The sequence below is a fragment of the Isoptericola sp. NPDC057191 genome, assembly GCF_042670225.1.
GTDB lineage: Bacteria > Actinomycetota > Actinomycetes > Actinomycetales > Cellulomonadaceae > Isoptericola.
This window is the reverse complement of record NZ_JBHUWC010000137.1, coordinates 1-11220: the sequence shown is the minus strand read 5'-3', so window position 1 is coordinate 11220 and position 11220 is coordinate 1. Positions and strand designations below refer to the sequence as shown.

Sequence of the window (11220 nt, the reverse complement as noted above, 5' to 3'; positions counted from 1 at the left end):
GACCAGATCCTCATTCAGCGGGTTTGAGGATCAGGTCAGCACGCTCGTTGCGGGGGCGGTCAGCGGTCCAGGACGGCGACGGCCTCGACGTGGTGGGTCATCGGGAACAGGTCGAACGCGCGCAGCCCGGTGAGCTCGTAGCCGTGGCCCGCGAGGTAGGCGATGTCGCGGGCGAGCGCCGCCGGGTCGCACGCCACGTAGACGACGCGACGCGGCCCCCGGCCGGCGATGGAGTCCACGACCTTGCGGCCGGCCCCGGCACGGGGCGGGTCGAGGACGACGACGTCCGCCCCGCCCACGTCGGACCCTGACGCGTCCCCGTCCGCGAGCACGCGGTCGACGGCACCGAGGTGCAGCTCCACCTGCGGCAGGTCGTGCGCGTTGCGGCGCGCGTCCTTGACCGCGCGCGCGTCGCCCTCGACCGCGACGACACGTCCGGAACCGCCCACCGCCGCCGCGAGCGGCACGGTGAACAGGCCGGCGCCGGAGTACAGGTCGAGCACCGTCGCGCCGTCGGGGTCGGCTCCGTGCACCGCGTCGAGCACGGCGCCGGTCAGCAGGTCGGGCGCCGCCCGGTGCACCTGCCAGAAGCCGTCCGCCGCCACCCGGTAGCGGTGCTCGGCGCCGCCGGCCCGCACCGTCTCGGCGACGGCGCGGCGGGCGTTGGGACGGGTGTCCCCGCGCCCCCGGCGCCAGGGCACGTCGTCCACCAGGAGCACGGGGTCCGCGCCGTCCGCCGGGGCCACGAGCTGCAGCTGCGCGCCCGGGCGCCAGCGTCGCGTCCACACGTCCTCCGCGTCGGCGAGCGCCGCGACCTCGTCGGTCGCCAACGGCATCGCCTCCAGCGGGACGACGTCGTGCGACCGGAACCGTCGCATCCCCGCCCGCCCCTCGGCGTCGGCCACGAGGTCGACGCGGGTCCGGTACGCGAGGCCGCCGCGCTCGTCGTCGCCGGGGACCGCCTCCACCTCGACGTCCCGCTCGAGGCGGGCGAGCCGCTGCAGCTGCTCGGCCAGCACCGCGGCCTTCCACCGACGCTGCGCCGGCAGGGCCACGTGCGCGAGCTCACCGCCCCCGACGCCGCCCGGGCCCGCCTCCGGCCAGGCGGACGGGACGCGGTCGGGCGACGGCTCCAGCACCTCGACGGCGTCGGCACGCCAGAAGCGCGAACCGGTCTCGGTGACCCGGGCGCGCACCCGCTCGCCCGGGAGCGTGTGCCGCACGAAGACGACGCGACCGTCGAGCCGGGCGACGCAGTGGCCGCCGTGCGCGACCGGGCCCACCTCCAGGTCGACCTCGCGCCCCACCTCAGGGTCGGGGGCGGTGGTGCGGGGGCGCGGCGCAGAACGGCGAGGTCGGGGCATGGGCACCATTCTCCCCCGGGCGCGCCGGCCCGCCGACCGCCGGGGCTGTGTCGTGGCCGACGCGCGGCCACGGGTGGTCGGCCCACCGCGTGCGAGGTGCGGCCGCGCTCAGTACCTGGGTCCGCGGGGCGAGGTGCCCTCCAGGCCGGTCTGTCCGGCCGAGGACGACAGCTGCCACGGCACGGAGGCGACGACGACCCCGGGGGTGAACAGCAGGCGTCCCTTGAGCCGCAGGGCGGACTGGTTGTGCAGCAGCTGCTCCCACCAGTGGCCCACGACGTACTCGGGGATGTACACGACCACCAGGTCGCGCGGCGAGTCGCGGCGCACGGACCGCACGTACTTGAGGACGGGCCGCGTGATCTCGCGGAACGGCGAGTCCAGCACCCGCAGCGGTACGGGGAGGTCGAGGCTCTCCCAGCGCTCGCGGATCTCTGCGATGTCGTCCGGGTCCACCCCGACCGTCACGGCCTCCAGGACCGACGGCCGCGAGGCCCGCGCGTACGCGAGCGCCCGCATGGTCGGCTTGTGGATCTTGGACACGAGCACGATGGCGTGCACGCGGCTCGGCAGGGCCCGCGCACCGGCGACGTCGTCGAGGGCCAGCTCTTCGCGGACCCGCTCGTAGTGCGCGCGGATCGCCTTCATGAGGCCGAAGAGCACGCCCATGGCGAGCAGGGTGATCCAGGCCCCGTGCGTGAACTTTGTCGCGAGCACGATGACGAGCACCGTGGCGGTCATCACGAGCCCGACGCCGTTGACGACCCGGGAGCGCTGCATGCGCGAGCGCTCCTTGGGGTCGGGCTCCTTGCGCAGGGCGCGCGTCCAGTGCCGCACCATGCCCAGCTGGGACAGCGTGAACGACACGAACACGCCCACGATGTAGAGCTGGATGAGGCGGGTGACCTGGGCGTCGAACGCGACGATGAGCACGATCGCAGCGACGGCGAGGGTGATGATGCCGTTGGAGAACGCGAGCCGGTCGCCGCGCGTGTGCAGCTGGCGTGGCAGGAACCCGTCCTTGGCCAGGATCGAGCCGAGCACCGGGAACCCGTTGAAGGCCGTGTTGGCCGCGAGCACCAGGATCAGGCCCGTGACGACGGAGATCGCCACGAACACCGGCGTGAACCCGTCGAACACGGCTCCCGCGAGCTGGCTGATGACCGGGTGCTGGTTGTAGTCGGCCGGGAGCGGCTGCCCGTCGGACGTGAGCTGGGAGTGCGCGTCCTCGACGTACTTCACGCCGGTGGCCTGCGCGAGCAGCAGGATCGAGATCATCATGGTGGCGGAGATGCCGCCCAGCAGCGCGAGGGTCGTGGCAGCGTTCCGCGACTTGGGCTTGCGGAAGGCCGGCACGCCGTTGCTGATGGCCTCGACACCCGTCAGGGCTGCACAGCCGGAGGCGAAGGCGCGCGCCAGAAGGAAGGCGCCCGCGAGCCCCGTGAGCCCCTGGTCGAAGCCGGCCTCGGGGGTGATCTCGAAGTTCGCGCTCTCGGCCATCGGGAGGTCGCCGGCGAACCAGCGGATCGCGCCGACCACGGCCAGCAGGCCGATGAGCGCCATGAAGCAGTAGGTCGGGACGGCGAAGACGGTGCCCGACTCGCGCACGCCGCGCAGGTTCATCACGGTGAGGACCACGACGACGAGCACGGCGAACAGCGCCTCGTGGCCCCGCAGGAAGGGCAGCGCGGACGCCGCGTACTGCGCACCGGAAGAGATCGACACGGCGACCGTGAGCACGTAGTCGACCAGCAGCGCCGACGCGACGCCGATGCCGGCCGACGGGCCGAGGTTCGTCGTCGCGACCTCGTAGTCCCCGCCGCCGGACGGGTAGGCGCGCACGTTCTGCCGGTACGACGAGACCACGACGAGCAGCACGACGACGACCACCAGGCCGATCCACGGCGAGATCGTGGTCGCGGCGATGCCCGCGACCGCGAGGGTCAGGAGGATCTCGTCCGGGGCGTACGCCACCGAGGACAGCGCGTCCGAGGCGAAGACGGGCAGCGCGACGCGCTTGGGCAGGAGCGTGTGCCCCAGGTTCTCGCTGCGCACGGGGCGTCCGATGAGGAGCCGTTTGGCAGCGTCCGCGATGTCCGACACGTCGAGCAATGCTATGCCCCGCGGGGCGCGTCGTCTCGCGCCGGGGCACCGCGAGGAACCCACGCCGTTCGAGGTATAGCGTTTCGCTCGTGCATTTCGTGATCATGGGCTGCGGACGCGTCGGGTCGACGCTCGCGCAGACGATCGAGTCCCACGGCCACTCGGTGGCCGTCGTCGACCAGAACCCCGAGGCGTTCCGCCGGCTGCCGGCCGGCTTCAGCGGGCAGAAGGTGACCGGCGTCGGCTTCGACCGCGACACCCTCGTCCAGGCCGGCATCGAGGACACCTACGCGTTCGCCGCCGTCTCGGACGGTGACAACTCGAACGTGCTCGCCGCGCGCGTCGCCCGCGAGACGTACGGCGTCGAGAACGTCGTGGCCCGCATCTACGACCCGCAGCGGGCCGAGATCTACCAGCGCCTCGGCATCCCCACCGTCGCGACGGTGCGCTGGACGGCCGACCAGGTGCTGCGCCGGATGCTGCCGCTCGGCGCGACCGACGAGTACCGCGACCCGTCCGGGCAGGTGCGCCTCGCCCAGATCGACTACCACCCCGCCTGGGCGGGCACGACCGTGCACCGCATCGAGGAGGCCACCGGCGCCCGCGTCGCGTTCCTCTCCCGGTACACGGACGGCGTCCTGCCCACGGCCTCGTCGGTGCTGCAGGACAACGACGTGCTGCACGTGCTCATGCGCGCCGACGACGCCGCCACGGTCGAGCGGGTCCTCACCCACGAGCCGCAGCAGGGGGACAGCTGATGCGCGTCGTCGTCGCCGGTGCCGGGTCGGTGGGCCGGTCCATCGCCCGTGAGCTGCTCTCGCACGACCACGAGGTCGTGCTCATCGACCGGAACCCGGCCGCCATGCGTGTGGCCCAGGTGCCCGAGGCGGACTGGCTCCTCGCCGACGCGTGCGAGCTGTCCTCGCTCGAGGCCACCGACGTGGCCAGCGCGGACGTCGTCGTCGGCGCCACCGGCGACGACAAGGCGAACCTCGTCTTCTCGCTGCTGTGCAAGACGGAGTTCGGCGTGCCCCGCACCGTCGCCCGTGTCAACAACCCCAAGAACGAGTGGATGTTCGACGGCTCGTGGGGCGTGGACGTCGCCGTGTCGACACCGCGGATCATGACGGCCATGGTCGAGGAGGCCGTGGCCGTGGGCGACCTGGTGCGCATCTTCACGTTCCACCAGTCCGGCGCCGACATCGTCGAGGTGACGCTGCCGACCGACTCTCCGCTCGTCGGTGCCCGGGTCGGCTCGGTGGGCTGGCCGACCGACACGGTGCTGGCGTGCGTCGTGCGGGGGTCGCAGCCGCTCGCGCCGACGGTGGACGACACGCTCGAGGCAGGTGACGAGCTCGTGCTCGTCATGGGCAGCCAGGCGGACGAGGAGGCGCTCCAGCAGCTCCTCGCCACCGGCGGCCCGACCGTCCCCCCCATCGCGGAGGACGCACCCCTGGTGCCTCCCGAGGTCGTCGTCGACGGTCTTGACGCGTCCGTGGGCGGCGACCAGGACGACGACTAGGACGCCGGCGAGGCCGGCTCGCGGCTCCCGGCCGCGGGCTGGTCGTCGCGGCTGTCGTGCGCGCCGCGCACCACGACCCACGTGAGCCAGAGCACCAGGCCCCACAACGGGACGCCGAGGACCAGGTGGGCGGTGCCGAGCCAGCCGACGTCGCCCGAGAAGTACAGCGGCACCTTGACGAGCAGCCGCACCGCGAACAGCCCCGCCCAGAACCACGTCGCCAGGGTGTAGCGGCGCACCAGGTCCGGGTCCTTGCGCCAGACCGTCAGAGCGGCGAGCGGGCTGGGCGCGGGGTCGGCCGTGGCAGGCTCACCGGCGGCGTCGCTCCCCGGCTCCGTGGGAGCGGCCTTCTCCGCCCCCTCGTGCCCGGCGCGGGCGCGCTCGGCCGCGACGTCGGCGAACCCGCCGCGCACGGCCTCGACCACGAGGCCGACGACCGGCCAGCGCAGCGCGAGCGAGACCAGGATGGCGGCGAGGTACGCGGCGTTGGTCCACAGTCCCCAGGCGTAGAAGTCCTGGGCCTCACCGGAGCGCCACGCCCAGAACACGCCCACACCGATCCCCAGCAACCCACCGAGAGCCTGCGTGATCGGCGTGCGCTGCGCCAGGCGCGCGACCACGGCGACCAGCGCCGCGCCGACCGACGCCACGAGCGCCCAGGTCAACTGGGACGTGATGACGTACAGCACCACGAACACGAGGCCGGGCAGCACCGCCTCGATCACGCCGCGCACTCCGCCGACCGCCTGCGCGAAGGAGAACGACTCCCCCGCGACGGCGCGGACGCCGCGTCCGTCGGCCACCGGGCTGCGCCCTGCGGACCCGCCCGCCGCGTCGCTCACTCGCCGGCCCGCGCGCGCAGCTCGTAGCGCGGGTTGAACATCGTGCGACGTCCGTCGACGTCGCAGACCAGCCCGTCCACGCGGATCCGGCGGCCGGGGTCGATGCCGGCGATCGACCGGCGCCCGAGCCACACCAGGTCGAGCGAGCCCGAGCCGTCGTACAGCTCCGCCTCGACGGTGGGGACGCCCTCACGGGGGCGCAGCACGACCGAGCGCAGCACGCCGGCGGTGCTCGCGCGCTTGCGGTCGCTCAGCTGGGCCACAGGCGTGCAGCCGCCGCCGTAGGCGGCGGCCTCGTGCCGTTCCTCGTCGGCGGCGACCTCGTCGGCCGAGGCCAGCGCGTGGCGGACGGCGGTACGCAGGGACATCAGTACTCCAGGCGGTGGGTCATGGCCGTGTCCGGCTACCGGATCTCGGTGATCTCCGGCCCGCGGTTCAGCGGGTCGAACGACGGCGTCTGCGGCGTGGCGCTCTCCGGGCCGGCGGCCGCCTCGCCGTCCGGCGTGCCGCCCTGCCGGGCGTTCTTGGGCAGGGTGAGCGTGAGCAGGTCGCGCGGGGGGCGAGGGTTGCCGTCCCGCACCACCACGACGTTCGCGAACACGGACTCGAGCGGCCGGGCGGCCTCCGGGTCGATCGCGGCGCGTCCGGACAGGACGCCGCGCAGGAACCAGCGGGGGCCGTCGACGCCCACGAAGCGCGCGGGGCGCACGGCCGCCTGCCCGTCCGGGCCGGTCGCCGGGATGCGCGCGATGAGCTCGCGCCCGAACGTGCCCGGCACGTCGTCGACGGTGCCGCCCTGCCGCGTGATGGACGTGCCGATCTCGGTGCGCACCTCGTCCCAGATGCCCTCCGTGCGCGGCGCCGCGAACGCCTGCACCTGCAGGCCCGACCCGGCGAGGGTCGCGGAGACGCCGGTGACCTTCTGCGTCTTCTTGTCGACCTCCATGCGCAGCTCGAGGCCGGGCAGCACGGGCAACCAGATGGCGCCCAGGTCCACGCGCGGGCCCATGCCCGTCACCTGGGAGGAGTCGAACGGTCCGCGCTCGGAGCGCTCCTGCGCGCCGCCGCCGTCACCGCCGCCGTCACCGGAGGCGGTCGTCGCTGCCTCCTCGGGCGCGGTCTCGCGGGCCGCGTCGGTCTCCTTATTCGACGCGTTGCGCCGGAACAGCCCCACGGAGGATCTCCTTCTCGTCGTCCTGCTCGGCCGTCAACCGTCCGAGCGGGTCCTACTCATCTCCCACAGTAGACCGGTTCGCCGCTACGTCCGGCGGGCCTGTGGAAGCCCAGGCCCACGGGTGGTCTCAGGCCCCGGCGAAGCCACCGCTGGAGCCGAACCCGCCCTCGCCGCGGTGCGACCCCGGCAGCGAGGTCGCGACGAGGAACCGCGCGTGCTCGACGCGCTGCACCACGAGCTGCGCCACCCGGTCGCCCCGACGCAGGTGCACCGGCTCGGCGACGTCCGTGTTCAGGAGGATCACCTTGATCTCCCCCCGGTAGCCCGCGTCGATGGTGCCGGGCGCGTTCACCACCGTGACGCCGTGCTTCGCGGCCAGCCCGGAGCGCGGGTGCACGAACGCCGCGTAGCCCTCGGGCAGCGCGATCGCGACGCCCGTCGGGACCGTCACGCGGCCCTGCGGCGGGATCACCACGTCCACGGTCGTCACCAGGTCGGCGCCCGCGTCGCCCGGGTGCGCGTACGCGGGGGTCGGCGCGTCGTCGAGCAGCGTCACGAGCACGTCCACCGTGCTCGGGTCGGTGCGCGGGTCGGTGCTCGCGGGAGGGGTCACGGGCTGGGCAGCGGTGTCGGGCACCCGGGAAGCGTAGCCGAACCGCACGCGGTCACCGGGCTGCGGCGGTCCTGGGATGATGGGTCCATGAGCGAGCACCGGCCCGACCTCTCCCCCGTCACCGGCCCCGCGTTCCGCGAGCGGCTCACGCCCGGTCCGGCCGCCTGGTGCGGTGCCGTCGCCCTCGGCGTCATCACCGGCATCGCGCTGTGGCCCCTGGCCCACGTGGTCGGCGTCGTGATCGGTGCTCTGGTCGCGGCGGGCACGCTGGTCGCGCTCGTGGCGACGGCCCCGGTGATCGAGGTCGCCGACGGGCGGCTGCGCGCCGGCCGGGCCCAGGTCCCGGTGGACCTCCTGGGGGACGTCACGCCGATGGACAGCCCCGAGCAGATGCGGACCGCCCTCGGCACCGCCCTGGACGCCCGGGCGTTCGTCTGCCTGCGCGCGTGGGCGCGCACGGGCGTGCGCGTGGAGCTGGAGGACCCGCTGGACCCGACCCCGTACTGGCTGCTGTCGACGCGCCGCCCCCAGGAGCTGGCCGCGGCGCTGGGGCACTGACCGGTCCCCCGCGGGGACAACGGACGCAGGGACGACGCACGCAGGGACGACGAAGGCCGTCACGTCCTCGACGTGACGGCCCGTGTCGTCCGTGCTGCTCGTCCGTGGTGCTGCGCGCCCCCGGCGCACGGTCACGCGTGCGTCAGGCAGCGCACTCCGTGCAGATCATCTGGCCGTTCTTCTCGTAGGCCAGCTGGCTGCGGTGGTGGACGAGGAAGCAGCTCGTGCAGGTGAACTCGTCGGCCTGGCGGGGCAGGACGCGAACCGCGAGCTCCTCGCCGGACAGGTCGGCGCCGGGAAGCTCGAAGCCTTCCGCGGCCTCCGTCTCGTCCTCGTCGACGACACCCGACGACTTGTCGGAACGACGCGCCTGGAGCTCCTGGATCGAGTCCTGCTCCGCGTCCTCGTCGTTCTTACGGGGGGCGTCGTAGTCGGTTGCCATCTGTGTGGTCACGCTCCGTGGTGTCGGTATCGGTACGCGCTGATAATGCTCGGTGACCGAGTTTTGTTCCCGGTCGGCCCACGGATTGTGCACCATTTCGGGCGGGCGCGCGACACCGCACGCTGTTCCCCGTGTCACAGTGCCGTCATCGGCCTCTGACCTGCGACGACACCCGCGCCGTCCTGGCGTTCTCCGCCAGCGGAAACGCGCCCGCTGACGAACTTTTTCACCCCGGGAGGGGTGGGCGGCGCGGCCCGAACCCGGTCGGCGTCAGGCGTCGCCGTCCGCGTCGGCGTCCTCGAGCAACCGGGCCAGCTCGTCGACGACGGGGCGGGCACCCGCGACGGTCATCACCCGGCTCGCGCCCCGTCCGCGCAGCCCGCCCAGCCACGCGCCTGCCTCCGACGCCACCAGGCCCCCGGCAGCCATGTCCCAGGGGTTCAGCCCACGCTCGTAGTACAGGTCGAGCCGGCCCTCCGCCAGGAGGCACAGGTCGATGGCCGCCGAGCCCAGGCGCCGGATGTCGCGCACCCGCGGCAGCACGTCGGCGAGCACCCGCGCCTGCTGGGCGCGCCGGGCGGCCTCGTAGCCGAAGCCCGTGCCCAGGAGGGACGCGGCCAGGGACGCCGGGCGGTTCACCTGCAACGGCAGCCCGTCCCGCTCGGCACCCCCTCCGCGAGCGGCGGTCCAGGTGCGCCCGTCGACGACCGAGTGCACGCAGCCGGCGAGGGCCGTCCAGCGCTCCGGGTCGGGCGGGCCGGCGACGACCGCCACCGAGACGGCGTACGACGCGACGCCGTAGAGGTAGTTGACCGTGCCGTCGATCGGGTCGAGCACCCAGGTCAGCCCGGAGGTGCCCGGGACGTCGTCCCCCTCCTCGCCGAGGATCGCGTCGTGCGGCCGCTCCGTGGCGAGCCGCTCGCGCAGCAGCGCCTCGGACGCACGGTCCATGTCCGTGACCGGGTCGACGGCGCTCGACTTGGTCGCCGCGACCTCGACCCGGTCGGGCCGCCCGTCGCGCACCAGCGCGCCGGCCTCCAGGGCGAGCCGCCGGGCCAGGTCGCGCAGCCCCTCGACGTCGTGGTCCGCGGTCTGTCGCTCGATGTCGTGCACGCGCTACATCTTGCCCGACCGCCGCCGCCCCCACCGGGCGGTCCAGCCCGGCCCGGGGTGCGGCACCGTCCACCCGCGCGCGAGGGACATGAGGCGGAAGCCGAAGACCAGGAGCACCACGCCCAGGGCGGTCCACGCCTGCAGCGCCCCGGCGTGCCACAGGGCGGCGGTGATGCCGGCGCCGACCAGCGCGGGCACCGCGTAGAGCTGTCGGTCGGCGAACACCAGCGGCACCTCCCCCACGAGGACGTCGCGCACGATGCCGCCTCCCACCGCGGTGAGCACCCCCACGACGACGGACGCGAGCACACCGGCCCCGAGGTCGAGCGACTTGGTCGTGCCCTGCAGCACGAACAGGGACAGCGCGGCCGCGTCGAGCACGAGGACCGAGCGGCGCATGCGTTCGAGCCCGGGGTGGAAGAAGAAGATGATCACACCCGCGGCGAGCGCCGCCGCGACGAGACGCCAGCTCGAGATCCCGACCGGCGGGGTGTCGCCGATGAGCACGTCGCGCAGGATGCCTCCCCCGAGGCCCGTGACCCAGGCGAGCACGAGCACGCCGAACACGTCGAACCGCTTGCGCACGGCCGCGAGGCCGCCCGAGACGGCCGCGACGAACACGGCGACGAGCTCGACGACGGAGACCGGGCCGGAGGTGAACGCGTCCACGGGACGCCATCCTCCCAGGGGACGCGAGGGCGGGCGCGTCAATCGACGGCACACCGACGCGCCTGCGCCGTCGGGCGCCGCGCCGGTGGCACCCTCGAACCGGCGGACCCGCCCCGACGGAACGTACCCGCGGGCGACCTGTGAGGGAGGAAGCATGGCCGAGCTCGAGCTCGTGAGACTGCACGAGGACGGTGAGCGCCTGGTCCTGCGCGGCCCCGACGGCACCCAGAGCACGTTGCCCATCACGGAGGCGCTGCGCGCCGCGGTCCGGCGCGACCGGCCGCGCACGGAGGCGCTGCGCGCCCAGGCCGCGACGACGCTGCGACCTCGCGACCTGCAGGCGCGGTTGCGTGCGGGCGCCTCGGCCGAGGAGCTGGCCGAGGAGTCCGGCCTGCCCGTCGAGCACGTGCAGCGTTACGAGTGGCCCGTGGTCGCGGAGCGCGACCACGTCATCGCCCAGGTGCGCGCCCACCGGCTGCCTGGCGACGACGAGGCGACGACGCTCGGTGAGGTCGCGGACACCCGTCTGGCCGCCCGCGGCGTGCGGGCGTCCGAGGCGCACTGGTCCGCCCGGCGGGACGGCTCGGCGCCCTGGGTCGTCGAGGTGCGGTTCTCCGCCGGGGACCGCAACCGCTCCGCGCGCTGGACCTACGACCCCAAGGGCCGCGTCGTGACGCCGCTCGACGACGAGGCGCGTTGGCTCGGCCAGCCGGACGACCCGGTCTCGCCGGAGATGCTGGGCGTGCCGTCGAGCGGCGGTCGTGCGGCGGCGCCGCGCCGGCACGTCGAGGACGACACGACGGCGCTGCTGCTGGACGAC

The 11220-nt window shown here is 74.3% G+C and carries 13 protein-coding genes; 4 read left to right on the top strand and 9 right to left on the bottom strand.

Annotated features, from left to right (window positions below; all coding sequences use genetic code 11):
• Window positions 1–59: 59 nt before the first annotated feature.
• Window positions 60–1364, bottom strand: coding sequence for a class I SAM-dependent RNA methyltransferase (locus ACFT55_RS15210; protein WP_380244680.1), 1305 nt, complete (start codon window positions 1362–1364; stop codon window positions 60–62).
• 108 nt (window positions 1365–1472) lie between these two features.
• Window positions 1473–3467: an APC family permease gene (locus ACFT55_RS15205; protein ID WP_380244679.1), complete on the bottom strand. Its 1995-nt coding sequence runs from the start codon at window positions 3465–3467 to the stop codon at window positions 1473–1475.
• 104 nt (window positions 3468–3571) lie between these two features.
• Here ACFT55_RS15205 and ACFT55_RS15200 point away from each other — a divergent pair, with 104 nt between their 5' ends.
• Both ACFT55_RS15200 and ACFT55_RS15195 read left to right on the top strand, forming a co-directional pair.
• Window positions 3572–4225 carry a potassium channel family protein gene (locus tag ACFT55_RS15200; RefSeq protein WP_380244682.1) on the top strand — a complete coding sequence of 218 codons (654 nt, stop codon included), beginning with the start codon at window positions 3572–3574 and terminating at the stop codon, window positions 4223–4225.
• Window positions 4225–4989: a potassium channel family protein gene (locus ACFT55_RS15195; RefSeq protein ID WP_380244678.1), complete on the top strand. Its 765-nt coding sequence runs from the start codon at window positions 4225–4227 to the stop codon at window positions 4987–4989. The genes ACFT55_RS15200 and ACFT55_RS15195 overlap by 1 nt, the downstream gene beginning before the upstream one ends.
• On the opposite strand, the gene ACFT55_RS15190 is transcribed toward ACFT55_RS15195, so the two are convergent.
• From ACFT55_RS15190 to dut, 4 genes are all read right to left on the bottom strand, one after another.
• Window positions 4986–5792, bottom strand: coding sequence for a DUF3159 domain-containing protein (locus ACFT55_RS15190; RefSeq protein WP_380244677.1), 807 nt, complete (start codon window positions 5790–5792; stop codon window positions 4986–4988). The two genes, ACFT55_RS15195 and ACFT55_RS15190, sit on opposite strands and share 4 nt — an antisense overlap.
• Window positions 5793–5827: 35 nt before the next feature.
• Entirely contained in the window at window positions 5828–6199 is a 372-nt protein-coding gene (locus tag ACFT55_RS15185; RefSeq protein WP_380244676.1) for an OB-fold nucleic acid binding domain-containing protein, read from the bottom strand.
• 35 nt (window positions 6200–6234) lie between these two features.
• Window positions 6235–7005 carry a DUF3710 domain-containing protein gene (locus ACFT55_RS15180; protein WP_380244675.1) on the bottom strand — a complete coding sequence of 257 codons (771 nt, stop codon included), beginning with the start codon at window positions 7003–7005 and terminating at the stop codon, window positions 6235–6237.
• A gap of 127 nt (window positions 7006–7132) precedes the next feature.
• Complete coding sequence (gene dut, locus ACFT55_RS15175; RefSeq protein WP_380244681.1) at window positions 7133–7618, bottom strand: dUTP diphosphatase; 486 nt, start codon at window positions 7616–7618, stop codon at window positions 7133–7135.
• 87 nt (window positions 7619–7705) lie between these two features.
• Between dut and ACFT55_RS15170 the strand changes: the two genes are divergently transcribed.
• On the top strand, window positions 7706–8176 hold the full coding sequence (locus ACFT55_RS15170) for a DUF3093 domain-containing protein (RefSeq protein WP_380244674.1): 471 nt from the start codon (window positions 7706–7708) through the stop codon (window positions 8174–8176).
• Between the two features lie 142 nt (window positions 8177–8318).
• Here the strand turns inward: ACFT55_RS15170 and ACFT55_RS15165 are convergent, their stop codons facing one another.
• The 3 genes from ACFT55_RS15165 to ACFT55_RS15155 form a co-directional block, all read right to left on the bottom strand.
• Window positions 8319–8618, bottom strand: coding sequence for a DUF4193 domain-containing protein (locus tag ACFT55_RS15165; protein ID WP_380244673.1), 300 nt, complete (start codon window positions 8616–8618; stop codon window positions 8319–8321).
• Between the two features lie 270 nt (window positions 8619–8888).
• Entirely contained in the window at window positions 8889–9731 is an 843-nt protein-coding gene (locus ACFT55_RS15160) for an inositol monophosphatase family protein (RefSeq protein WP_380244672.1), read from the bottom strand.
• 3 nt (window positions 9732–9734) lie between these two features.
• Entirely contained in the window at window positions 9735–10400 is a 666-nt protein-coding gene (locus tag ACFT55_RS15155; RefSeq protein WP_380244671.1) for a trimeric intracellular cation channel family protein, read from the bottom strand.
• Between the two features lie 154 nt (window positions 10401–10554).
• Between ACFT55_RS15155 and sepH the strand changes: the two genes are divergently transcribed.
• The coding region (gene sepH, locus ACFT55_RS15150) for a septation protein SepH (protein WP_380244670.1) at window positions 10555–11220 on the top strand (666 nt) is incomplete at its 3' end.